Origin of the sequence: Pedobacter nutrimenti (genome assembly GCF_032678445.1) — a bacterium.
GTDB classification, from domain to species: Bacteria; Bacteroidota; Bacteroidia; order Sphingobacteriales; family Sphingobacteriaceae; genus Pedobacter; species Pedobacter nutrimenti_A.
This window is the reverse complement of record NZ_JAVTSQ010000006.1, coordinates 299,364-321,028: the sequence shown is the minus strand read 5'-3', so window position 1 is coordinate 321,028 and position 21,665 is coordinate 299,364. Positions and strand designations below refer to the sequence as shown.

Below are 21,665 nucleotides of genomic sequence, written 5' to 3'. Positions count from 1 at the left end.
AGATTTTACCAATTAAATTCCGGCTATGAAAAAAATATTGTCTTATGAGAGGATTTACTCGAGGTGGCTTATTCTGCTCATTGACCAGGTAATGGTTAATGCTGGTATTTTACTCTCCGCGGCCATGATCAGAAATGTAAGCCCCGGCACCAGGTTTAACCTGGAACCTTTCTTATGGCTTTTTTTGTACAACACAATTACCGGTGTTGTCTTCATCAGAATGCGGATCCATACCGGGATTATCCGCTATTCTAATCTGGAAGACATTTACAGGGTAATGAAAGCGGTTCTGATTACCGGTTTGATCTTTGGATTAATCTACCATCTTTTCCTGGTGTCGTTCTGGACATGGAACTGGTTTGATACCATGCTTTTACTCAATTTCTTTATTTCTACCACAATGCTGGCTTTGCTTCGCATCAGTGTAAAACTGTTGTTTTACCATTTGCAGGATATGCAATTGCCGGGTAAGGAAATGGTGCTGATCTGCGGCGCAGATCCTTTAGCATTGCTCATCAAACAAGGATTGGATTCTTCTTCTGAAAAGAACTTCCATATCCTGGGCTTTGTAGATGACGATCCTGATAAGGCGAACAAGCAGATCGAACAGAAAAGGGTTTACCCTTCCGGAGCGCTGTCCTGGCTTAAAAAGCAATATGCAGCAGAAAAAATGATTGTTATGGAAGGCTCCAGTAATCTGGAAGGAAGAAAACGGATCATTGAAAAATGTCTGGAGCTGGGCATACGGGTCATTTCTGTTCCTGCTTCTGTTCATTGGTTAAAAGGTAAACTGAAACTGAGCCAGATCCCGGATCTGAAAATAGAAGATCTTTTACAACGGGAAGCTATACTATTAGATAAGCATAACATCTGTAAACAGTTAAAAGGTAAGCGAATATTAATTACCGGCGCTGCAGGCTCTATAGGGTCAGAGATTGCCAGGCAGATCCTGAAATGCGATCCGGAACAGGTTTTGCTTTGTGATCAGGCCGAAACGCCCCTGCATGAACTGCAGATGGAACTTGAAAAATCATCAGGTTGGATTTGTTGTAAAATGTTCCTGGTGAATATTCAAAACTACAGCCGGATGAAGAACATTTTTGAAGTGTACAAACCACAGGTGGTTTTTCATGCTGCCGCGCTCAAACATGTTCCAATGATGGAGGTTAATCCATCTGAAGCCCTTTTAACCAATGTACAGGGCACCAAGAACCTGGCAGATCTCTCCATTGAATCGGGTGTTGAAAAATTTGTCATGATTTCTACCGATAAAGCGGTTAAACCCACCAATGTTATGGGGGCTTCCAAAAGGATTGCTGAAATCTACATCCAGTCTTTACAGGATCGGGAATACAGCACAGCGCATGAAACAAGGTTTATCACCACCAGGTTTGGCAATGTGCTGGGATCCAATGGTTCTGTTGTTCCTAGATTTAAATCTCAGATCCAGGCCGGCGGCCCGGTTACAGTAACTCATCCCGACATTACCAGATATTTCATGACGATTCCAGAAGCTGTACAGCTCGTACTTGAAGCCTCAGCAATGGGGGCGGGTGGGGAGATCTTTATTTTTGACATGGGGATGCCGATACGGATTTTCGACCTTGCGGTGAATATGATCAAGCTGGCAGGCTTAACTCCCCATGAAGATATACAGATTACCTTTACAGGTTTAAGACCGGGAGAGAAGCTTTATGAAGAACTTTTAAATCAAACAGAACTGGTATTGCCTACATACCATGAAAAGATCAAGATATCTGCGGTGACCAATTATCCTTATTTGTATGTCCACAGGATGATCGACGATTTATTACATCTGGCACGCTCCAATGATGATTTCGAAATGGTTAAGAAAATGAAGGAAATTCTTCCGGATTTTATCAGCAATAATTCAACCTACCAACAATTGGATATTGCTTATCAGGAGTGATCAAATAAAAATTTGTTTTATGCACAACGGGGAAATTATCGAACTGATCATCCGGAGAGACAGGATGAACATCAGTGAACTTTCAAGGAAACTGAATGTAAGCCGAAAATCAATCTACAATTGGTTTAAACAGGAACATTTGAGCATAGAAATCATTACCAAGCTGGGGAATTTACTTCACCACGACTTTGTATATGATTTTCCGGAAAAGTACGAAGAACTGCACCACCATTTGACTAATGCAAAGGAAGCTGCGGAACATGTAAACGGAACAGATATCAATTCAGCAGAATACTGGAGGAATAAATATATTAACCTATTGGAAATTTACACAGGTATGCTCATTAAAAAGCAAGAGATGTAAATAAGGAATTCAAAGGATAGGTGTGTATTATTTTACTCATTATGAGTAAAATAGGGAATCTTTTTTCTCATGTATTTGTTTTATAGGTAGTGAAAAGGCAATTAGGTTAATTATTTTTCACTTAATTTACGGTGATTATAGCCATAAAATCATGGTAATTACCGGGACAAAGCGAAAGTATGGTTAATTTGAATATGCACAGTTAACATTGTTTTAATAAATTGAATGATTATTGAGTGTTATGTAATATACAAACTATTTTATCAGCCAAATTAAACCAAGCATCTCCATTTGATTTGAACTGATTAGATTGCCGTTCCTTGTTTTTTGCGATGGATAAATAAGTGGTACTTATTTGTTTATCAAGGTAAATTAGTCCTAAACATTTAACATTATGGTACAAAATGCTGGGGAGATCGTGGAGCTTGCAGTGCGTAGACAGAACATTAACATTAGTGAATTATCACGTCGTCTCCAGGTAAACCGGAGAACATTGTACAATTGGTTTCAGCAGAAAAAATTGCCCGCTGAGGTAATCTACAGTATCGGAAACGCAATTGAATACGATTTTAGCGCAGACTTCCATGAAAGTCTGAAGAATGTCAAACCACCCCCGCATATCGGAAGTAAGGAAAGTGAGGAAATCCAGGCAAACAGCATTAATTACTGGATGGAAAAATATATCTCTTTGTTAGAAGACTACAAAGATTTACTGCAGAGCAGACAATTTGAACCTACTATTAATAAAGAGCGTTTCGTTTAATGAAAAAGGGCATTCCGCTAAGGAAAGCCCTTTTTTTATGGTTTTAAACTGGGTATTAAACTCGGGAACGTAAGGGAATTAGCTGCATATTTCTTCTTGTCGAGTTTAAAATAATAAGCGCCTTTTTTAGAACTGGATTTATCCTTTTCTTCCAGTTTAATCAGCAACCCAGTGGAAGTGATCTTCCTGCTGAAATTTCCGGTATCTACTTTAGTATCATTTACCTGTTCAAACAAAGTTTGTAACTGAGGAATGGTAAATTTTTTAGGTAGCATCTCGAAAAGGATAGGGTGCAGGGATGCTTTATACCTCAATGCCTTTCTGGCATCTGAAACCATTTTATTATGGTCAAAAATCAGTTTCGGCATATCGCTGATCAGGAACCATTCGGCCTGGTAATTGTCAATCAGCTGGGTTTTGTATTTCTGAATATCAATTAACGCAAAATAGCCAACGGAGAGGGTACGCTCAATCGGATCCCGTTTTGGCTCACCATATACCCTCAATTGCTCCAGGTAAACCCCTTCAAGCCCGGTTAGCTTTTTAAGCACGTGGTTTGCCGCATCGTCTGGCGTTTCTTCCGCCCCCACAAATCCCCCCATCAAACACCATTTGTTGATTTCCGGCTCGAGGCCTCTTTTAACCAGCAGAATTTTCAGCTGACCATCATCAAATCCAAATACAATGCAATCGACGGCAACGAGGTAGTGAGGTTGGTTAACATATTCAATCATGTTCAGATCAGTTGTTGGTTGAGCTGCCAAATATCAATAAAAATAATAATTTATTAATTGTACTGTTGACAATTAATAAATTATTGCTAATTTGCCCGGCGATAGCTCATCGCTAAGAAAATTTTAACCATTTATATTACCTGTTCATGCAGCAATTATTTGATCTTGATTCTAATCCGCATACCCGTTTAAATATCCTTACGGGAGAGCAGATCCTGGTTTCCCCGCACCGCACAAAAAGACCTTGGCAAGGGAAGGTAGAGGAGCTTAGCCCAGACAACCGTCCAGCCTACGATCCTAAATGTTATTTGTGTCCGGGAAATGTACGCGCAGATGGCGCCATTAATCCTGATTACACCCACAGCTTCGTATTTAAAAATGACTTTGCGGCTTTACTGGAAGACACACCAGAAAATAAACTCAATGAAGAGGACCTGCTGGTAGCCAGTGCAGAAAAAGGTCTGTGCAAGGTGATCAGCTTTAGTCCTAAACACAACCTGACTTTGCCTGAACTGAGCCTCGGAGAAATCACTGCGGTGGTAAAGGTTTGGCAGAAGGAATATGAGGAGCTTGCTGCTCACGACTGGATCAAGTATATTCAGATCTTTGAAAATAAGGGAGAGATCATGGGCTGCAGCAATCCGCATCCGCATGGACAGATCTGGGCACAGAGCAGCATTCCGCAGGAAATTATTAAAGAAAGTGAGCGTCAGAAAAATTACTACGCTATTCATCGCCGAAGTTTACTCTCGGCTTATTTAAAGCTGGAACTTAAAAAACAGGAAAGGATCTTGTTTGAAAACGAACATTTTGTAGTGTTGGTTCCATTTTGGGCAGTATGGCCTTATGAAACCATGATCATCAGCAAAAGACACGTAACAGGAATTAATTTCTTTACCGAATCTGAGCTGGAGGCCCTGGCCGATGCCTTGAAAAAACTGACGACCAAATATGATAATCTTTTTGAAACATCGTTCCCTTATTCTGCAGGGATGCACCAGGCTCCTGTAAATAATGGGGAATACCCGGAATGGCACTGGCATATGCACTTTTATCCGCCGTTATTGCGCTCTGCCACGGTTAAGAAATTTATGGTGGGATATGAATTGCTGGCCAATGCGCAGCGGGATATTACACCCGAATATGCAGCACAGCGCCTGAGAGAATTATCTGTTGAACATTATAAACAAAATAAAGCCTGATTATGGACTCGAAACTAGTCGCTTCAACAGTCAAAGTGGATGTTGAAGGCTTAAAACAAGCATTTAAGAATTTATATGGTGTTGATCCTCTGCTGGTCCGATCGCCGGGAAGGATCAATATTATTGGAGAGCATACCGATTACAACGAGGGTTTTGTAATGCCTGCAGCCATTGACAAAGCCATTTATATTGGCATATCCAAAAGAGAAGATGACCAGGTACACCTGTTTGCTAAAGATTATGAGCAAACACATACTGTAGCGTTATCTGCATTGGCACCTTGTGAAAAAGGCTGGCCAAATTACATTTTGGGTGTTGCAGATCAATTGCAGAAGAGAGGGTATATTCTTGGAGGCTTCAATTTGTATATCGACGGTGATGTTCCCCTTGGTGCCGGATTATCGTCTTCGGCCGCTGTGGAATGTGCCACAGCCTATGCACTTGATCAATTGTTCTCCTTATCGGTAGCTCAACTTGATCTTGCCCTGATTGCCCAAAAGGCTGAGCATGTTTTTGCTGGCGTAAGCTGCGGGATCATGGATCAGTTTGCCTCGGTTTTTGGAAAAAAAGACCATGCGATATTGCTCGATTGCCGCTCTATGGAATATGAATATCTTCCTTTGGATCTGGGCGATTACAAACTGTTGTTGCTCAATACCAATGTAAAGCACTCTCTTTCTGACAGCGCTTACAATGAAAGAAGATCACAGTGTGAGCAAGGCGTGGCCTGGGTAAAAGAAAAATTCCCAGAAGTGAACAGTTTGAGAGATGTCACGCTGGCGATGCTCGAGGAATGTGTTGAGCCTAAGGACAACAATGTTTTTGTGAAATGCCGGTTTGTGGTGGCTGAGATTGAGAGACTGGGCAGGGCAGCCGATTTTCTAAAGCAGGGAAAACTGGATGCATTGGGTAAACTGATGCTGGAAACCCATGATGGTTTGAGCAAGGATTATGAGGTGAGCTGTAGTGAACTGGATTTTCTGGTTGACCGCGTTAGAGATTTAGACGCTGTGCTTGGTGCCCGTATGATGGGGGGCGGATTTGGTGGTTGCACTATTAATATTGTAAAAACAGCGTATATTGACGAGCTTATAAAAACCGTGAGTGCTGGTTATCTGCAGGAATTTGGCCTTAAGCTGGATGCCTATGTTGTGGAAACCGCTTCTGGAACGAGCCAAATTATTGAATTTTAACCATTAAAGCCAGTCTTTGGACTGGCTTTGCTAAACCTAATATAAACTGATGAAACACAATTTACTGGATACGAAGGACTATATTGTATTTTTAGTCTATTTCGTTATTGTAGCAGCGTATGGGCTCTACATCTATAACAAGAAAAAATCTGCGTCTACGGGCTCTAAAGACTACTTTTTAGCGGAAGGGTCACTGACCTGGTGGGCCATTGGCGCTTCGCTGATTGCTTCAAACATTTCTGCCGAGCAATTTATTGGGATGAGTGGTTCTGGTTTTAAAATGGGACTGGCCATTGCTACGTATGAATGGATGGCTGCTGCGACTTTGATTGTTGTGGCTGTATTTTTTATTCCTGTTTATCTTAAAAATAAGATATCGACCATGCCTCAGTTCCTTAGCCAACGCTATAACGGTACTGTGGCTATGATTATGGCTGTTTTTTGGCTGTTGTTGTATGTAGTGGTTAACTTAACGTCTATTTTGTATCTTGGTGCTTTGGCAGTGAGCAGTATCTCTGGTTTTAGCCTGGAATTCTGTATGTATGCGATTGCTGTATTTGCTATTATCATTACCCTTGGTGGAATGAAGGTAATTGGTTATACGGATGTTATCCAGGTGTTTTTCCTGATCCTGGGTGGTTTGGCTACAACTTATCTGGCTTTAAACCTGGTTTCTGATCATTATGGTACGAAAGGAATTTTGGAAGGTTATCATTTGATGTCTACAAAGGCGTCTGAGCATTTCCATATGATCCTGAAGCCTGAAAATGAAAATTATATTGATTTGCCGGGTTTAAGTGTATTGATTGGTGGTATGTGGATTGTGAACTTAAATTACTGGGGTTGTAATCAGTACATCACTCAGCGTGCTTTGGGTGCTGATTTGAAAACGGCCAGAGGGGGTATCCTATTTGCGGCATTCTTAAAGTTATTGATGCCGATCATTGTTGTTTTACCTGGTATTGCGGCCTATGTTTTATACAAGGATGGTGCGTTTCAATCGGAAATGGTTCAGGGTGGATCGGTTAATCCCGATCGGGCTTATCCAGTATTGCTGAACTTGTTGCCTGCTGGTTTGAAAGGTTTGTCATTTGCGGCGCTTACTGCTGCTGTGGTTGCTTCGTTGGCGGGTAAGGCCAATAGTATCGCGACGATCTTTACTTTGGATATTTACAAAAAGGTGATTAAACCGGATGCTACTGAAAAGAACCTGGTGGTTACGGGTAAGGTGACTATTATTGTGGCTATGATTCTTGGTGTTTTGATTGCTCCACATTTGGGTATTGATAAAAAGGGTGGTTTCCAATATATCCAGGAGTATACGGGCTTTGTTTCTCCGGGTATCTTTGCGATGTTTATTTTAGGGTTTTTCTGGAAAAAGACGACTTCTGATGCGGCGCTATTTGCTACGATTGGTGGTTTTGTGTTGTCTTTGGTGTTGAAATTCTTACCTGGATGGACGGATCTTTCGTGGCTATCGGGTATGGGTTTCTCTGTTAAGAATTCTTCGGGGGTTTTTGAGATTCCTTTTATTGACAGAATGGGCTTTGTGTTCGTGTTCTGTATTATTGGTATGTATATTATTAGTATGCTTCAGTTTAAACGTGGGGGCGAAAGCAAAGGTTTGGAAATCGATGCGAAGATGTTCAAAACGACTACGGGTTTTGCGGTTGGCGCATTGCTTATTGTTGGTTTGCTGGTTGCGCTTTACGGTATTTACTGGTAGTTTTTTAATTGTTTTTTTGGAACCTGGTTGGCGAGATTTGCTGACCAGGTTTTTTTATGAGCAAATAGGTCAAGAGAGTAGATTTGTTGAAAAAATTTTATTGAAAATTCTGTACAGCTGCTTCAAGACTAACGATATCAGGTCTACTGAAGGAGCGGACAGATCTCTGAGGTCTTTCCGCAGCGTACGAGAATTTTTCATAACAAATTGCAGAGGGAGAGTGGAGACCGCGAAGTTGCATAGGGTTGGAGCTGGGAAGACAGCGGCGATTAGTTAAGAGCGTGAAAAGAAAAAGGGACCAAATCTTTCGACTGGCCCCTTTCATTAAATTAACGCTCTCGGTGTAAACGTATAAATTTTTTCTGATATTTTGAAATAAATTTATAAGCCAAAAATTTGTGAATTCAAGCGCAGTCCCGGGCGTTTTTCGTAAAAATGGGTGGTTTGAAGGAGTTAATTATAGTTGTTTTTTCTGTATAGTAAACAGCTTAAGGCGACTATCGTGCAGGACCACATGATGAAAACCATGGGGTAGGTGGTGTTGTTGTGGAGGAGGCTCAGGAGCGAGGTGATGAGGAAAGCGGAGAGATAACTCACGGAACCTACCAGTGCTGAGGCAGAGCCTGCCGCAGTTGGGAGGGAGGCCAGGTATAATGCTGTTGTATTGGGCAGGATAGACCCTAGCATGGCCAGGAATATAAAGGTAAGTAGAAATAAGATGGCGAATGATCCGTTAAAGTAAATCACTAAAATCATTCCTGCGCCGGCAATCAGCTGAGTAATCAATGCGAATTTCGTAATGGTTTTGATTTCAAAGTGCTTGAGTAACCTGGTGTTGATCAGTCCGGCGCAAATAATACCTACTGCGAGTATAGAAAAGATAAAGCCAAATTCTTTTTTACCTATTGTTGAAAGCATGGCAACTATTGTTTCTTGTCAATAAATTAATACTATTGCTGAAAGTTTTTATAAATGGCTTCAGCCCATATCTTACAATTAAGAGAAAATAAGTAAATTAAACGTAATTTAAGCAAAATAGGGTATTGGCTATGGTTTCTTACACTTTCACCAGATTACTAAAAAAGAACTGATGGCATTTGCGTTGTTATTCCTTCATCGTCTTTAAAATGCTAATCAAAGCCATCTTATTTACGGGTTTTGTTCAGGGCTTTTTTCAAATCCTGTTGCTGGGTTCGAAGACACGGAACGCCTTAGCGGATAAATGGCTGATGGCCTGGCTGCTCCTGGTATCCTTTCAGTTGCTGTTTTACTATGATGGTTTCTCCGGGGCTCCGGTAGCCACTGGTTATATCGGGGTGTTGGCCTTTTCTATCCCACTTCTCAGTGCACCCATGCTTTACCAGTATATCAGGAGTTTGTCTTTTGGAAAGAACTTAACCACAGGTTTTGCTTTGCTCTATTTTCTGCCTGTTGTATTCTATTGGGTCGTTAATATATGGTTTAAATTTCACTATGGCCAGGAGATCGAGGTATTGAAGGGATATCCGCATTTTGACCCCGAGGTTCCTGGGCTGGTGCTCTATATTTTTACCATTCCTATGGCGATTATACCTGGAGGCTATGCGATATGGGGATTAATCACACTGATCAGGTACCAGAGCAGTCTTTCTGCGCAATATTCCTATACGGAAAAGATTACCCTGAACTGGCTCAAGTGGCTGGTTATATCCATACTTGTACTTTTTATAGGCCTTTTTCTGCTCATTCGTTTTGGAAGAATTGCTCTGGGACCAGATGATTTATTCAGTGTCGTTGGAGCAGTGCTTTCCGGGTATATATTTTTGATTGGTTATCTCGGGATCAGGCAAGGAACGGTATTAATCGGAATAGAAAAAGATATACTGCCTGAACCTGCCGGGGATGCTGTTCCTTATCGAAATTCAGGCCTGGATGAACGTGCTGTAGAAAAAATCTATGGTTCGCTGATTGAACATATGGAAACACAGCATCCTTATCTATCCGATGATCTTAGTTTGTCTGCCTTAGCTGCCCAGCTGAACGTGAGCCCTAACCAGCTCTCCCAGGTGATCAATCAGCGGTCGGGGAGTAACTTTTTTACCTTTGTTAATGCCTATCGTGTGCAGGCTGTGAAAGTGAAATTGCTTGACCCGGCTTTTGCCCATCTTTCTATTCTCGGAATTGCCTTTGAATGCGGGTTTAAGTCGAAGTCGGCCTTTAACAGGATATTTAAAGAACAGGTCGGATCAAGTCCATTGGAATATCAAAGGCAAGAAAAACTGTAAAATAGGAGTCCCGCCCTACATTATGGGGCGCATGTTTTGTACAAGTTGCGCTCCTTTGCCTTAAAAAACACTATGGATATCTTTTCTTTATTTCACAGAACAAACATCGTGATCCACATTCTTGCCGGATCCTCTGCTTTGCTCATCGGTATATTTATCCTTGCTGCTACAAAGGGCGGAAAACGGCACCGTATTTATGGGCGCCTCTTCCTATGGCTTCTGTCCATTGTCATCTTAACAGGCCTGTTGGGGGTGTTCATCTTTAAACGGAACAGTTTTCTGCTGGTGATCACTGTGCTTAGTGGTTATCTGGGCTTTTCCGGGTTCAGGGTGATGCGCAACAGATCCAATAAACCAAGACTGCCTGATGTTGCGGCTGCTCTGCTTTCGATATTGTCTGTTTTCTTCTTTATTTATTACTTCAGGTCAATTGGTATGATCTGGTCGCCGGTAATCATTTACAGTACGGTAGGTTATCTGGTGTTGGTTGTTGTTTATGATTTGGGCAAATACCTCTTCGCAAAAAAGACCTATCAGAACATGTGGATGTACGAACATATTATAAAGATGGTGAGTGCTTTCAGCGCGTTGCTTTCCGCTTTTACAGGAACAGTTTTGCCCCAATACCATCCATACAGCCAATTTCTGCCTTCAGTATTTGGATCTGTCATCGCATTGGGGTTTATGTTGGGCTATTGGTATAAAAGAAAATTTAAAATTTGAGTTATGGGAACGTATAAAAAAAAAATGGGTTTTTCCGGCCTACAACAGATAGCTAACAGCTAGGTAATGGATAAGGCTTAAATTCGTATTCTATTCGATGAAATAGCTATTTATTCCTGAGGAATTGGTCATAGCAGCCGATAATCCCAATCATCTGACTACAGGGATGCAATAAATATCATTTTTAAATCAAATCATCACCAATATTATGGCAAGAATAGCAAAAGGAATTTTGGATGCATTTTCGGGAAAACCGTGCCCATAGTGCTCTTGTATCTGCGGAGCGGAGGAGTAGCATGTTTTCACTTTTTGCTTTCTTGATACTTATTGGTAAATTCGTTATTAATGAAAAGTATTAAATTAACGTATCTCCTGGTGTCAGTTTTATTATTGAGCCTTAGTTCATTCAAGATACAAGCACAAAGTAATCAGCAACAAAGAAGTGATTCTGTATTTTTTGCAATAAAGAAATACATTGATCAAAGGAATACAAGTTTAATATACGCTTTGGGGAGCGAAGAGTATAGAAAGGCTGTTAATGAAAAAAATCTGAATACTTTTTTTGAAAAGGAAATATATCCTTTAGGGAGAATTAAACAATCGTCGTTTGATGGTTTAGATAATGCCATTAGCAGATATAAGCTGGTGTTTGAATCCGGAAAACTGGTGCTTTCTTTTGCGCTTGATAAGGAGAATAAATTTAATTCTATAACTTTTACTCCGTTTAAATCGGTCATTTTTAATAAGCCGGTACCTGTTGCTACATCTAATATTTTAAAGTCTGTATTGGACAGGCAGGTAGATTCTATTGCCAGAGCGTACATTCAGAAGTCTAATACAGTAGGATTAAGTATTGGAATTTTGAATAATGGTGTGGTTCAAAACTACGGCTACGGAGAAACAGAGAAGGGAAAGGGTAAACTTCCGGATGCCAATACGATTTTTGAAATAGGATCAATTACCAAAACTTTTACGGCAAGTATATTGGCTCATTATGTTAATGAGGGCAAAATTAGTTTAAGCGATCCGATCACCAAATATTTACCAGATTCTCTATTTGCAAATCCCGAACTTCAAAAAATCAAAATTATTAATTTAAGTAACCATACTTCAGGGTTACCATCGCTGCCTGCCAATTTTATTTATAAAGGAATGGACAGGTTCGATCCATATAAATCTTACAATGAAAAGATGCTCTTTGCTAGTCTTAAGACCTGTAAATTGAGATCTGTTCCGGGTGAAGTGTATTCTTATTCAAATCAAGCGGTGGGTTTACTTGGGGTAATTTTGGAAAGGGTATCTGGGAAAACATATGAACAGCTTATGCAACATTTGGTTACTGTTCCATTAAAGATGAACAGTACTTGCCAGTATTTAACGCCCTTGCTATCAAGTCGTTTTGTTAAGGTTTATGATGCCGATGGCGATGAGACAAAACCCTGGGATTTTGATGCTCTTGCTGCTTGTGGATGTCTTCGTTCTACCGTTAATGATTTGCTGCTTTATGCAAAAGCGAACATAAAATGTGAACCTTCTTCTTTATCTAATGCTTTTGGTTTAAGCCATCAGGTCACTTTTTCGAAGGGTCCCGTAGTGGGCCTGGGCTGGCATCTATATCAGGTAAAGGATGATAAATATTACTGGCATAACGGGGGAACTGGTGGTTGCAGAAGCTTTCTGATCTTTAATATAGAGAAAAAAATTGCTGTGGCGGTGATTTCGAATGCTGAGGTTGACGTTGATGATGTGGCTAGGGGTATTTTAAAGAAACTGGGCTCTTGATGGAGTGCAGATCGGTGAGGTAGTTTATTTGATTCTGGTTTGCATATTTGATATTTGTTCATATGTTTGTACATAGTGGTATAAAAATTAAATGAATAAACTAATGGCAGCTGTTTTCTCATCGATATCTAAAGTCTTCATTGTTTTCTTATTGCTGTTTTGTGCTGGCTTTGTTTATGCCGGGCCAGGTAATATTGCTCATAAAGCGAGCGTAACGGCTTCATCGGAAATAGCTGGGAAAGGAAATGCTGCTAATGTGGTGGATGGGATTATCAGGATTGATGGTAAAGGTGAATGGGTGTCAAAAAGTACGGTTACTTTTTGGGGGCAGATTGATTATCCCTGGATACAGTTGAAATGGCAACAGCCGCAAAGCATCAATAAGATCATTTTATACGACAGGGTGAGCAGTGCTTCTCATAATGCTGGTGGTGTACTGATATTTAGTAATGGTTATAGGGTGCCTGTGGTTCAAATACCCAATAATGGTGCGCCTAAGGTAGTGAGTTTTCCAGAGCAAACTGTGGATGGGGTGCGGTTTGAAACCACGGATGCTGATGGTGCTGCAATTGGTTTATCGGAAATAGAGGTGTATCCTTCACCTGCTCAGATTGCTGATCCTGTTTCGTGGGTGGATCCTTATATTGAAACGAACCGGGGGCGCTATTTTTATTTTGTTACTGGCAGCCAGCCTTTTGGTATGATTAGCGCGGCACCTTTAACGCGTAATAAAAATCAGTATGGTGGTGGCTACAATTACAATTCTACAGAGATATTGGGCTTTCCGCAAATACATTGCTGGATGCTCTCTGGTATAACATTGATGCCAACCACTGGTGAGGTTAATCCGAATAAGGGAGAACAGGAATGGAAATCTGATTTTTCGCATGATGGAGAGATTGTACAACCGGGTTATCAACGGCTTTATTTGGAGAAGTACAATACCTGGGTTGAACAAACGGCTGCCGACCGCATTAGTTTTTATCGTTTTACCTATACCAAAGATGCTTTGGCCAATGTGCTGATCAACCTGGGTGGTTATGTTGGTGAGGCAACGATGAATGATGCAAGGGTAAAGAAAATAAGTAATACACGTATTGACGGTTCGGTTAATACGACCGGGCGTTTATGGGGAGGCCCTGAGAATGTACGTATTTATTTTGCTGTTGAGTTTGAAAAGCCTTTTGAAAAACTGAAGGGATGGGATAGCAAACATGAACTTTCTGATATTAATGAATTAACGGGTACGTCAGAGAAAACAGCAAGGAACAGTGGCGGTATGAGTTATTATGATGCGCCTACTACGGGTGTTTCTGCAGAGTATCGGGTGAAAGCTGGGGAAACTGTACAAATGAAAATAGCAGTTTCTTATACGAGTATAGAAAATGCAAGGCTCAATTTGAAGTCGGAGGCCAGGCATTGGAACTTTGATGAACTTCGTACGGCTTCGCAAAATGAGTGGAACGAAATGCTGGGGCGCATTATGGTTAAGGGTGGAAGTGCCAATCAAAAAGTAAAATTCTATACCGATTTGTGGCATGTTTTACTGGGAAGGCATAAACTTGATGATGTATCTGGCGATTATCCGGATAACACTGAGGGTGAACGTCATGGAAGTTCGACTATCAATACAAAGTTTAAAATAAGGACTTTGCCGAAGGATGGAAATGGAAAGGCAAAATTTCATATGTACAATTCTGACGCTTTCTGGTTAACGCAGTGGAATCTGAATGTGCTTTGGGGACTGGCCTGGCCAGAAGTACTGGATGATTTTGCTGCCTCGCTGGTGCAATATGCTCAAAATGGCAAGTTGCTTCCGCGTGGCCCTTGTGCGGGTGGATATTCTTATATCATGACAGGCTGCCCTGCTACGAGCCTGATTACTTCTGCTTATCAAAAGGGGATTCTTACAAAGAAACCGGCTTCGATAGCCTATGAGGTGATGAAACGAAATCATGAACCGGGTGGCATGATGGGGTTATTAGGGCCAGATGATGCCATTGCATTTTATATAAAGAATGGGTATTATCCTTCCAATGCAGGTATTACTACTGAAATTTCGTTCCAGGATTGGGCATTGGGGCAAATGGCAAAGAAATTGGGCAAGAAGAAGGACTACGAGTATTTTAACAATCGTTCGAAGGGATGGACTAAGCTTTTTGATCCAGAAGAGAAGTTACTTTTTCCGAAAAAAAAGGATGGAACCTGGTTGCACAGGAATCCTTTTGATGGTGAGGGTTGGGTTGAAGCGAATGCCTGGCAGGCAACCTGGTCGGTTTCGCATGGCATTCATGAACTGGCAAAATTGATGGGCGGCAATGATACGCTTTGTGAAAAGCTGAATTATGCTTTTGAGCAAGCCAGGGATCAGGATTTTGTGTTTGGTTATGGTTCGGGCTATATAAGTTATGCGAACCAGCCGGGTTGTTCCAATGCGCATGTGTTCAATTATGCAGGTAGGCCTGATTTAACCCAATATTGGGTTCGCAGGGTCAATGAACAGGCTTATGGTGGAGTTACTCCCGATAAAGGATATGGGGGGCATGATGAAGACCAGGGGCAAATGGGTGGTGTTAGTGCGTTGACTTCTATTGGTTTGTTTAGTTTAACCGGAACGAGTTCTGTCGATCCGGAATATGATATTACGAGCCCGGTATTTGATGAGGTGACGATTCAACTCAACAAGCATTACTATCCAGGTAAAGAGTTTGTGATTAAGACCTACAATAATTCTAAAGCCAATTGCTATATACAGAAAATGAGATTAAACAGTAAAGATCATCATCAGTTTTCTTTTTCTCATGATGACTTTAGCAAAGGTGGTCTACTTGAATTATGGCTGGATGCAAAGCCTAATTAGCAAAGGAAACCACCACCCAGAAGGTCATTGCCTTCATAGAATACTGCGGATTGCCCTGGAGCAATTGCGGATACAGAATGGTCAAATACCACCCTCATTTTGTCATTTTCCTGTACAATAGTGCTCAGCATCCCTGCATCTTTATAACGAATTTTAGTGATCACGTTATCCATTGGATCGTTGATGTTGGCGTATTTAACCAGGTTGATGTTGCGCACCATTGCTTCCCGTCTTTCCAGCTCGTCTGCACGGCCTAAAACTACAGTATTACTTTCTGGTAAGATCTGGGTAACAAACATAGGTTCGCCAAACGCAATACCTAAGCCTTTACGTTGCCCGATGGTATAGAATGGATAGCCTTTGTGTTGTCCTACAACCATACCGTTGCTCAGAACGAAATTTCCGCCGGCAACTTTTTCTTCCAGATCTTCTACTTTATGTTTTAAGAAGGCTCTGTAGTCGTTATCAGGTACAAAACATATTTCATAGCTTTCGCTTTTTTTGGCAAGTTCTTCCTGTCCCATATCGAGTGCCATTTGGCGAATCTCAGATTTTGCAAAGGAACCTAAAGGGAATTGTGTTCTCGATAGATTTTCCTGTGAGACGCCCCAAAGTACATAACTCTGGTCTTTGTTTTCATCATGACCTTTGGAAATCACATATCTGCCGCTGTCTTGTTGTCTTATATTCGCATAGTGACCTGTGGCAATGAACTCACAGTCTAGTTTATTGGCGCGTTTTAACAAGGCTTCCCATTTAATATGGGTATTGCAAAGTACACATGGGTTTGGGGTACGTCCGGCAAGATATTCATCAACAAAGTTGTCAATAACATAATCACCAAATTCATCCCTGATGTCGAGAATATAATGAGGGAAGCCGTAATTTACGGCCAGTGTACGGGCATCATTGATGCTATCCAGGCTGCAACATCCAGTTTCCTTGCTGCTGCTTCCGGAAGTGGCATAGTCCCAGGTCTTCATGGTTAGGCCAATTACTTCATATCCCTGTTCGTGTAACATCACTGCTGCTACTGAACTATCCACACCGCCACTCATGGCTACTAAAATTCTGCCTCTTTTACTCATTGTCTTTTTATCAAATGCAAAAGTAATTTTTTTAATGTAAAAAAAGTCGGTTCTGAAGTCAGTTCCTTGTAAAATGACATTTTCAGGGCTAAATATTATGAGGTGTTTTGAAGTATATTAAGAATTTAGTTCTGATTGATCAGGGCATTTCAGGTTTATTTCCGGAATGTAAGGGATGCGCTTTCTGTTTTCAAATATCTTTTAATATTTGCCAGTGACATATAAATATGTTGATTTAAGTAAATATTTAGATAATTATGAAAATAATACCTGTAGTATGAGGGAATTGAAGATTACACAAAGTATTACTAAAAGGGAATCTGAATCTTTAGATGTATACCTGAACGAGATTGGAAGGTTTGAACTTTTAACGGCTGATGATGAATGCATTTTGGCAAAGAAGGTCAGGGAAGGAGACCAGGAAGCCTTTTATAAGCTTATTGTCTCTAATCTAAGATTTGTGGTTTCGGTTGCGAAACAATATCAGCACCGCGGAATAGCTTTGACAGATCTGATTAATGAGGGAAATCTAGGGCTGATTAAAGCGGCAAAACGGTTTGACGAAACCAAGGGCTTCAAATTTATTTCTTTTGCAGTATGGTGGATCAGGCAGACCATTCTGCAGGCCCTTGGTGACCAGACACGTACGGTCAGGCTTCCGCTCAACCAGGTAAGTCATATTACGAAATTGAATAATGTGATACAAAGTATGGAACAACAGCTGGAACGGCTTCCTACGGCTGAAGAATTAGCGGAGCAATCGGGAATTGCGAAAGAAAGTGTGGAGGATTATCTGTTGAATGCGAGGTTACCGGTTTCGATGGATGCTACATCAGATATTGGTAGTTCTTTATTGGATGTGTTGAGAGATTACAGGTATGCTCCGGATAAAAGTATGGATGCGGAGTCCTTACAAGGTTCTATTGAGCGGATGATGTCCATCTTGTCTCCAAGAGAAAGATATATATTGACCTTAAATTTTGGTTTGGGAAATACAGAACCTGTTCAGCTTCAGGATATAGCCAAGGCATTAGGTATTGGAAAGGAGCGTGTGCGGCAGCTCCGGGAGATTGCCCTTAGAAAGCTTAGGGCAAATGTAAGTATCTTTCGAAACAAATTGTAATTCCTGATCAGGATGTTCCTGACCAGGAAATTTTTACTAAACGAAAGCTGGTACACGCTCAGCAGGATCGTTTCCCTGTATCTGGTTTTTCCTTACATCAGAGATCTCTTTTGGTTTTTTATCGAACAGTGCGTTAATTCCTGTGGCACCATTATACAACAGGAAGCCTCCCAACAGGAGTTCCTGTACTCCCATTGCGGGGGTTTTATAAATTGTACGTATTCCTCTTTGAAAGATATAAGCGCCTGCTATAACCGACACTATTCGTTTACCTATTTCCAGTTCTTTGCTATCGCCACTATTTAACAGAAGGGTTTTTCCAGTAAAAATTGCAAGTTTATGTTTTAAAATTCTTAACATTCGTTCTCAATTTAATCTTTAAATTTAACACTGCTAAGCCACATTTTGTTTGCCCAAACGGGTAATTTCTAGAATTGTGATTTTATCTGCTTCTGTTTGAAGGAATTAATTTTCGCTGTCACTTAGGCGTTCCAGGATCAGTTTAATTGCATTCTCTACTACTTTTTGTGGCTCTTTGCTAAATTCAAAGTTTACACGGCTAGCTAGAATGGCATTAATAGACAATGCTTTATGGCCAAGTGTTTTAGCAAGGGCATAGATACCTGCGGTTTCCATTTCTAAATTGGTAATGCGGTAAGGTCCTTGTTTAAAGCTGTTGATCATCTGAATAAAGTTGGGTACCGCATTTTTTGCTCTGACTTGTCTGCCCTGCGGCGCGTAAAAACCAGGCGCAGTTACCGTTATGCCTTGTGCCAGGTCTTTTCCAATGGTTTGTAGCAGTTCCGGGCTGGCAGCGGTGAGGTAGGGATGGATGTTTTTCAGGTGAGCGAAATGTGTTTTGATATTATCCAGCAAACTGTGTTCTTCTCCGGAGTGTTCCTGTACATAGTAATTCATCAGTGCATCAAGTCCGAGGCCGAAAGAGGAGGCCAGGATGGTTCCCATGGCCAGATCCGGTTGTACGGCGCCGGAGGTACCTATGCGAATGATGTTTAAAGAGGTCAGGTCCTTTTTTATTTCGCGGGATTCGAGGTCTATATTTACCAGGGCATCTAATTCATTGATGACGATGTCTATGTTATCGGTACCAATGCCGGTTGACAAAACGGTTAAGCGCTTTTGCCCAAGGTAGCCGGTATGGGTGATGAACTCTCTTTTTCCTTTTTTTAGCTCTATCCGATCAAAATATTTGGTGATTTCGGAAACGCGGTCCGGATCTCCCACAGTTATAATGGTATTGGAAATATCTTCGGGCCTTAAATTAAGGTGATAAACACTTCCGTCTTCATTGATCACTAAGTCTGATTCTGATAATTTGCTCATAGTATATAGAGTTAATTTTGTTAAATGGTACTGAGATAGGTCGTTTTTACGCTGTCTATGCTTTCTAAACGGTCAATGACCTTATTTAGTTTTAGCTTCCGGATTTCAATGTCCATGCTGCAGTTGGTATCGAAGGATTGTTGTTTAACCGCCAGTTCCTCATCTTTGATGACTTTCATCACCTCATTCATACTCAGGTATTCAAAAGAGATCCTATATAGATCATTGACAGTTTTTTGAATTTTTACCGCATGGTCCAGCGCATCTATGGTGGCATTTTTATAGGCGTTGATCAGTCCGGGTACGCCTAGAAGTGTTCCTCCGAAATAGCGGACCACGACCACCAGGATATTGGTGAGGTCTGCAGATAACAGTGTATTTAATATAGGTCTTCCTGCTGTTCCTGAGGGTTCTCCGTCGTCATTTAACCTGAATACGCTTCTGTCTGGACTTAAACGCAATGCCCAGCAGAAATGCCTGGCTTTGGCGTGTTCAGATCTGAGGTTGAGCAGGATGGATTTTACTTCATCTTCACTGCTGATGGGATAGGCATAGCCAATAAACTTACTTCCTTTATCTTTAAACAGTCCTTCGGATGGCTGTTCAATAGTATTATAGGTGTCTTCAAAAAGCATGCAACTGAGCTAAGGTGATCAAAATAATAGAGGCAAGGGCCAGCAGGAGTCCGATATAATTGATTTTGATGAACTTTTCTTTAAAGATGATCAGTCCAATCAGACTGCCTAGAATAATAACCCCCATATTCATGGCCGCAAATACCGTTGAGGGGTTACCGGCTAATGCCTGATGGGCTTTGAGGTAAAAAAAGATATTGCCAAAATTAAAGGCCCCCAGGATACAGCCGCATAAAAAATTGACCAGTTCCAGTTTTTGCTTTTTTACGATGGCCAGATAGCCAATAGCGATCAGGGAAATGACAAATGAAAGTCCAAATACCAGCACTAATGAGGTGGTAAAAGGCATGGATTGAACCTGGGCTATTTTTTTAAACAAAACGTCGATGACACCAAAGCCTATAAATACCACGGTTGGATAGATCCAATCGGAAATTTGGCTGCCGCTTCTTTTACCTTGTTTTTTAAATAAGGTAAGGAGTATAGCGACTATCCCGGTGAGCAGGCCCGCAAGTTTTAAACCGCTGATGTTTTCTTTAAACAGGAAATAGGAGGCTAGTATGGGGATAAAAAGAGACAAGCGCTGGGCAATGTCTGATTTTGCAATGCCAATATTTTTGATTGAAGCAGCTAGTATCCAGAATACAACAGGCAATAGTATACCCAGCCCGATATATACTGGCGATGGTGCCTGGAGCAGGTCTCCTAATTTTGGTCTGAAAAACACCAGGCTAAATAAGATAGCGAACAAATAGTTCCAGGTAACTGCCTGGATCACATTGATCTTATATCGCTTGGCGAGTTTTAGAAAAACGGCTACAGTAACACTGCAAAAAATACTTAAGAGTATGTATATCATTAGGATGACGTATTTTTATATAGAATGAGTTGATCTTCATTTATTGGTGAAACACTTACAAGATTCCCATTGATCCGGGGTGCGGAAATGCCTGATTCCCAACTTACGGGGGATGTTAAGACCCGTGCTTCATCCCATAGATTTGCAGAAAGGAACTGATTTAAGATATTGGCGCCGCCTTCAATCATTACCGATTGTACATCCATCAGGTAAAGCTGGAAGGCAATTTTTTGTGGCAGGTAGTATTGCATATCTTCCATTTGAACGTAATGCAGGTTATTCATTACATCCGTTTTTAACTCGTTGAAAATAATAGTTTTAACAGCATCGTTGTAAATGTTCTTATCAGATGGGATTTCGAGGTTTTTATCGATAACGATCCGGATTGGGTTTTTTCCATGCCACGCTCTGGTTGTGAGTTCGGGATTATCGGTCAGTACGGTTTTTTTACCAACGAGAATAGCATCTTCTTCACCTCTCCATTTATGAACTAGTTTTTTGGAAAGTGCACCTGTAATCCATTGCATGGAAGGTTTTAGGGGTGCAAAAAATCCATTGGCTGTTTGTGCCCATTTTAAAATGATATAAGGACGCTGTTTTTCTATTCTGGTAAAAAAGCGTCTGTTGAGCTGCCTGCATTGTTCTTCAAGAACGCCGTGGATCACCTCTATGCCTGCATTTTCCAGTTTGGATATACCCTTACCATTTACATCAGGGAAGGGGTCTCTATTGCCTATGACTACTTTTTTGACCTGGTGTTTGATCAGCAGATCGGCACAGGGCGGTGTTTTACCAAAATGTGCGCAAGGTTCGAGGCTTACATATACTGTGGCCTCTTTTAACAGGCTTTCGGCTTGTTCGCCATATTTTTCCAGTACAGAACGAATGGCGTTCACTTCTGCATGAGCCTGCCCGATTTTTTGGTGGTAACCTTCACCAATAATTTTATGATTGTTGACGATGACGCAGCCGACCATTGGGTTTGGACTTACAGAGGCCATTCCTAATTCTGCCAGTTCCAGGCATCGCTGCATATATAATTCATCTCTCATTAGGGCAAAAGTAAGGTATATTG

At 41.1% G+C, this 21,665-nt stretch carries 19 protein-coding genes; 11 read left to right on the top strand and 8 right to left on the bottom strand.

What is annotated here, in order from left to right; translation table 11 throughout:
• Window positions 1-25 precede the first annotated feature (25 nt).
• The 3 genes from R2S08_RS12890 to R2S08_RS12880 all read left to right on the top strand — a co-directional run bounded on the left by R2S08_RS12890 (window position 26) and on the right by R2S08_RS12880 (window position 3,057).
• Window positions 26-1,930: a nucleoside-diphosphate sugar epimerase/dehydratase gene (locus R2S08_RS12890; protein WP_316835568.1), complete on the top strand. Its 1,905-nt coding sequence runs from the start codon at window positions 26-28 to the stop codon at window positions 1,928-1,930.
• A 19-nt stretch (window positions 1,931-1,949) separates the two neighbouring features.
• Window positions 1,950-2,294 (top strand): helix-turn-helix domain-containing protein, encoded by a 345-nt coding sequence (locus R2S08_RS12885; protein ID WP_316835567.1) that lies wholly within the window; start codon window positions 1,950-1,952, stop codon window positions 2,292-2,294.
• 394 nt (window positions 2,295-2,688) lie between these two features.
• Window positions 2,689-3,057: a hypothetical protein gene (locus R2S08_RS12880; protein ID WP_316835566.1), complete on the top strand. Its 369-nt coding sequence runs from the start codon at window positions 2,689-2,691 to the stop codon at window positions 3,055-3,057.
• Between the two features lie 35 nt (window positions 3,058-3,092).
• Here the strand turns inward: R2S08_RS12880 and R2S08_RS12875 are convergent, their stop codons facing one another.
• The gene (locus R2S08_RS12875; protein ID WP_316835565.1) at window positions 3,093-3,791 is read right to left on the bottom strand and encodes an NUDIX hydrolase; all 699 of its coding nucleotides are present in this window, start codon (window positions 3,789-3,791) and stop codon (window positions 3,093-3,095) included.
• Between the two features lie 146 nt (window positions 3,792-3,937).
• On the opposite strand from R2S08_RS12875, the gene R2S08_RS12870 reads away from it, so the two are divergent.
• From R2S08_RS12870 to R2S08_RS12860, 3 genes are read left to right on the top strand one after another with little or no spacing between them, the layout of a single operon-like run.
• Window positions 3,938-4,993, top strand: coding sequence for a UDP-glucose--hexose-1-phosphate uridylyltransferase (locus R2S08_RS12870; RefSeq protein ID WP_316835564.1), 1,056 nt, complete (start codon window positions 3,938-3,940; stop codon window positions 4,991-4,993).
• 2 nt (window positions 4,994-4,995) lie between these two features.
• Window positions 4,996-6,186 carry a galactokinase gene (locus tag R2S08_RS12865; RefSeq protein WP_316835563.1) on the top strand — a complete coding sequence of 397 codons (1,191 nt, stop codon included), beginning with the start codon at window positions 4,996-4,998 and terminating at the stop codon, window positions 6,184-6,186.
• 49 nt (window positions 6,187-6,235) lie between these two features.
• Window positions 6,236-7,912: a sodium/sugar symporter gene (locus R2S08_RS12860; protein WP_316835562.1), complete on the top strand. Its 1,677-nt coding sequence runs from the start codon at window positions 6,236-6,238 to the stop codon at window positions 7,910-7,912.
• 453 nt (window positions 7,913-8,365) lie between these two features.
• On the opposite strand, the gene R2S08_RS12855 is transcribed toward R2S08_RS12860, so the two are convergent.
• Window positions 8,366-8,830 (bottom strand): hypothetical protein, encoded by a 465-nt coding sequence (locus R2S08_RS12855; RefSeq protein ID WP_316835561.1) that lies wholly within the window; start codon window positions 8,828-8,830, stop codon window positions 8,366-8,368.
• Between the two features lie 209 nt (window positions 8,831-9,039).
• Here R2S08_RS12855 and R2S08_RS12850 point away from each other — a divergent pair, with 209 nt between their 5' ends.
• The 4 genes from R2S08_RS12850 (at window position 9,040) to R2S08_RS12835 (ending at window position 15,541) form a co-directional block, all read left to right on the top strand.
• Entirely contained in the window at window positions 9,040-10,176 is a 1,137-nt protein-coding gene (locus R2S08_RS12850; protein ID WP_316835560.1) for a helix-turn-helix domain-containing protein, read from the top strand.
• Window positions 10,177-10,248: 72 nt separating this feature from the next.
• Window positions 10,249-10,899 (top strand): hypothetical protein, encoded by a 651-nt coding sequence (locus R2S08_RS12845; RefSeq protein WP_316835559.1) that lies wholly within the window; start codon window positions 10,249-10,251, stop codon window positions 10,897-10,899.
• A gap of 345 nt (window positions 10,900-11,244) precedes the next feature.
• Complete coding sequence (locus R2S08_RS12840; RefSeq protein WP_316835558.1) at window positions 11,245-12,681, top strand: serine hydrolase domain-containing protein; 1,437 nt, start codon at window positions 11,245-11,247, stop codon at window positions 12,679-12,681.
• Between the two features lie 91 nt (window positions 12,682-12,772).
• Complete coding sequence (locus tag R2S08_RS12835; protein ID WP_316835557.1) at window positions 12,773-15,541, top strand: GH92 family glycosyl hydrolase; 2,769 nt, start codon at window positions 12,773-12,775, stop codon at window positions 15,539-15,541.
• On the opposite strand, the gene mnmA is transcribed toward R2S08_RS12835, so the two are convergent.
• Window positions 15,538-16,629, bottom strand: a complete 1,092-nt coding sequence (mnmA, locus tag R2S08_RS12830; protein WP_199079911.1) for a tRNA 2-thiouridine(34) synthase MnmA — start codon at window positions 16,627-16,629, stop codon at window positions 15,538-15,540. The genes R2S08_RS12835 and mnmA overlap by 4 nt on opposite strands.
• A 277-nt stretch (window positions 16,630-16,906) precedes the next feature.
• Here mnmA and R2S08_RS12825 point away from each other — a divergent pair, with 277 nt between their 5' ends.
• Window positions 16,907-17,752 (top strand): RNA polymerase sigma factor RpoD/SigA, encoded by an 846-nt coding sequence (locus R2S08_RS12825; protein WP_316835556.1) that lies wholly within the window; start codon window positions 16,907-16,909, stop codon window positions 17,750-17,752.
• A gap of 36 nt (window positions 17,753-17,788) precedes the next feature.
• Here the strand turns inward: R2S08_RS12825 and R2S08_RS12820 are convergent, their stop codons facing one another.
• The 5 genes from R2S08_RS12820 to ribD form a co-directional block, all read right to left on the bottom strand.
• Entirely contained in the window at window positions 17,789-18,112 is a 324-nt protein-coding gene (locus tag R2S08_RS12820; protein ID WP_316835555.1) for a hypothetical protein, read from the bottom strand.
• Window positions 18,113-18,217: 105 nt separating this feature from the next.
• Complete coding sequence (locus R2S08_RS12815; RefSeq protein WP_316835554.1) at window positions 18,218-19,096, bottom strand: nucleoside phosphorylase; 879 nt, start codon at window positions 19,094-19,096, stop codon at window positions 18,218-18,220.
• A gap of 20 nt (window positions 19,097-19,116) precedes the next feature.
• Window positions 19,117-19,731: a YigZ family protein gene (locus R2S08_RS12810; protein WP_316835553.1), complete on the bottom strand. Its 615-nt coding sequence runs from the start codon at window positions 19,729-19,731 to the stop codon at window positions 19,117-19,119.
• A complete protein-coding gene (locus R2S08_RS12805; protein ID WP_316835552.1) occupies window positions 19,721-20,590 on the bottom strand; it encodes an EamA family transporter in 870 nt (289 codons plus the stop codon). Before R2S08_RS12805 ends, R2S08_RS12810 begins: the two co-directional genes overlap by 11 nt.
• The gene (ribD, locus tag R2S08_RS12800) at window positions 20,590-21,642 is read right to left on the bottom strand and encodes a bifunctional diaminohydroxyphosphoribosylaminopyrimidine deaminase/5-amino-6-(5-phosphoribosylamino)uracil reductase RibD (protein WP_316835551.1); all 1,053 of its coding nucleotides are present in this window, start codon (window positions 21,640-21,642) and stop codon (window positions 20,590-20,592) included. The genes R2S08_RS12805 and ribD overlap by 1 nt, the downstream gene beginning before the upstream one ends.
• Window positions 21,643-21,665 lie beyond the last annotated feature (23 nt).

Coding starts and splice junctions, on each gene's coding strand:
- R2S08_RS12890 (WP_316835568.1), top strand. CDS start 26: ATGAAAAAAATATTGTCTTATGAGAGGATTTACTCGAGGTGGCTTATT.
- R2S08_RS12885 (WP_316835567.1), top strand. CDS start 1,950: ATGCACAACGGGGAAATTATCGAACTGATCATCCGGAGAGACAGGATG.
- R2S08_RS12880 (WP_316835566.1), top strand. CDS start 2,689: ATGGTACAAAATGCTGGGGAGATCGTGGAGCTTGCAGTGCGTAGACAG.
- R2S08_RS12875 (WP_316835565.1), bottom strand. CDS start 3,791: ATGATTGAATATGTTAACCAACCTCACTACCTCGTTGCCGTCGATTGC.
- R2S08_RS12870 (WP_316835564.1), top strand. CDS start 3,938: ATGCAGCAATTATTTGATCTTGATTCTAATCCGCATACCCGTTTAAAT.
- R2S08_RS12865 (WP_316835563.1), top strand. CDS start 4,996: ATGGACTCGAAACTAGTCGCTTCAACAGTCAAAGTGGATGTTGAAGGC.
- R2S08_RS12860 (WP_316835562.1), top strand. CDS start 6,236: ATGAAACACAATTTACTGGATACGAAGGACTATATTGTATTTTTAGTC.
- R2S08_RS12855 (WP_316835561.1), bottom strand. CDS start 8,830: ATGCTTTCAACAATAGGTAAAAAAGAATTTGGCTTTATCTTTTCTATA.
- R2S08_RS12850 (WP_316835560.1), top strand. CDS start 9,040: ATGCTAATCAAAGCCATCTTATTTACGGGTTTTGTTCAGGGCTTTTTT.
- R2S08_RS12845 (WP_316835559.1), top strand. CDS start 10,249: ATGGATATCTTTTCTTTATTTCACAGAACAAACATCGTGATCCACATT.
- R2S08_RS12840 (WP_316835558.1), top strand. CDS start 11,245: ATGAAAAGTATTAAATTAACGTATCTCCTGGTGTCAGTTTTATTATTG.
- R2S08_RS12835 (WP_316835557.1), top strand. CDS start 12,773: ATGAATAAACTAATGGCAGCTGTTTTCTCATCGATATCTAAAGTCTTC.
- mnmA (WP_199079911.1), bottom strand. CDS start 16,629: ATGAGTAAAAGAGGCAGAATTTTAGTAGCCATGAGTGGCGGTGTGGAT.
- R2S08_RS12825 (WP_316835556.1), top strand. CDS start 16,907: ATGAGGGAATTGAAGATTACACAAAGTATTACTAAAAGGGAATCTGAA.
- R2S08_RS12820 (WP_316835555.1), bottom strand. CDS start 18,112: ATGTTAAGAATTTTAAAACATAAACTTGCAATTTTTACTGGAAAAACC.
- R2S08_RS12815 (WP_316835554.1), bottom strand. CDS start 19,096: ATGAGCAAATTATCAGAATCAGACTTAGTGATCAATGAAGACGGAAGT.
- R2S08_RS12810 (WP_316835553.1), bottom strand. CDS start 19,731: ATGCTTTTTGAAGACACCTATAATACTATTGAACAGCCATCCGAAGGA.
- R2S08_RS12805 (WP_316835552.1), bottom strand. CDS start 20,590: ATGATATACATACTCTTAAGTATTTTTTGCAGTGTTACTGTAGCCGTT.
- ribD (WP_316835551.1), bottom strand. CDS start 21,642: ATGAGAGATGAATTATATATGCAGCGATGCCTGGAACTGGCAGAATTA.